This is a genomic window from Methylobacterium sp. E-046 (genome assembly GCF_022829625.1).
Classification (GTDB): Bacteria; Pseudomonadota; Alphaproteobacteria; order Rhizobiales; family Beijerinckiaceae; genus Methylobacterium; species Methylobacterium longum.
The window spans coordinates 1-1,329 of sequence record NZ_JAKSYP010000153.1 but is presented as its reverse complement, the minus strand read 5'-3'; the positions used below and the strand labels follow the sequence as shown (position 1 = coordinate 1,329).

2 protein-coding genes and 1 pseudogene are annotated in these 1,329 nt (G+C 62.4%); all 3 read right to left on the bottom strand.

Features of this window, described 5'->3' with window-relative positions; translation table 11 throughout:
* Window positions 1-311: 311 nt before the first annotated feature.
* Window positions 312-482, bottom strand: coding sequence for a hypothetical protein (locus MKK82_RS12930; RefSeq protein WP_243985966.1), 171 nt, complete (start codon window positions 480-482; stop codon window positions 312-314).
* Window positions 483-614: 132 nt separating this feature from the next.
* Complete coding sequence (locus MKK82_RS12925; RefSeq protein WP_243985965.1) at window positions 615-791, bottom strand: PAS domain-containing protein; 177 nt, start codon at window positions 789-791, stop codon at window positions 615-617.
* A 97-nt stretch (window positions 792-888) separates the two neighbouring features.
* Window positions 889-1,329: pseudogene (locus tag MKK82_RS12920) on the bottom strand (helix-turn-helix domain-containing protein); the annotation flags it as partial.

The window sequence follows — 1,329 nt, the reverse complement described above, 5'->3', positions numbered from 1 at the left end:
GGGCTGGAACTCGATGACGGCCTGCGAGCGTTCGAGGGCGTCGAGTTTGGCTGCCTGATCCGCGTGCGTGCGCGTTCCACCGAACATGGTCATACCCTCCCGAATCTCTGGGCTGCTGTGGGTCAGAGCGGGAGACCAGCGAAGCAGCCCGCTGACGCGTCATCCAGGTCTATCTCAGCATGGGCCAACACTGTGCAATAAGTGTTATTTATTTCTTAAAACGACGATCGATCATCACTTCCGGCTCCTAAACTAATATATATCATGACGCATATTCAGTACTCACACCTCTGTGATCGGCGCAAGACAACTTACGCGTGTTCGAAGATAGCGAGGCGGCGCAAGGCCTCGGTTAAGACATCGTTGCTTGTCACAGCTGGCTCATAGCGGCCCGCTGCGCTGACGGCGGGGCGTCCGATACGCCGGACCACCTCGCGCTCGAACGAGACGAAGTTCTCGATGTGGCCGTCGGTGACGCGCAACGGCCTGCAATCGATCTCGGCGCGGTACTTGGAGCCGTCCGCGCGGTAGTTGGTCAGGTACCCGTGGAAGCGCTCGCCGGAAGCCAGCGCGCGGTGAAAGGCATCCAGCGTCTCCCGACGCGTCTCTTTGCCCTACATGAAGCGTGGGGTCTGCCCGACGACGTCGGACAGATCTCGCCCGACGAGCTGCCCGAACGCGGAGTTGGCGTAGACGATCGTCGGTCCTGGCCAGTCGATTGCCGTGTCGGTGACGACGATCCCCACGGTGGCGTCGAGCGCCAAGGCTCGGATGAGTTCAAGAGCTGTCATCCCTCACCGACTCCATAACCAGCGTCGCGATGTGGCTGCTTCATGCGACGGACCATCGTTCGTCATACCGTCCGCCCATGTGCGCCTGTCGCATAGCTCAGCCCGCACCACCATCCGCGAGGATTCTGGTTCGTCCTGATCGGTCGAGGTCGCCCGCTGCCCCTCGGCAGCCCTGCTTCGGCTCTGCTGGCCTCGTTTTTCCCAGATCTAGAACCTCAGTAGCCGTGCTAGTTACGCTTTTGACCCCACCCCCTTGAGGGGTGGGGCCGTGATGACCCTTCCTTGGCGAGGGGGATAGCGTTTCGCGACCCCCTTTCCGCGCCAGCCGGATCCAGGCCAACCATTCCGGGCTGATGATCCGCAGCACGTTCGTGTCGTTGCGGAAGCCGGTTATCTGGCGCTCCTCGACGGTCAGCAGGCCGAGCTGGCGCGCCTCGCGGATCGCGTTCTTGACCGTCGAGCGGCACACCCCTGCGACTGCGGCCATGTTCTCGATCGACAGCCGGCAGTCCTTCCGGCGCGTAGTCTCGGCAGCCAC

Coding starts and splice junctions, on each gene's coding strand:
- MKK82_RS12925 (WP_243985965.1), bottom strand. CDS start 791: ATGACAGCTCTTGAACTCATCCGAGCCTTGGCGCTCGACGCCACCGTG.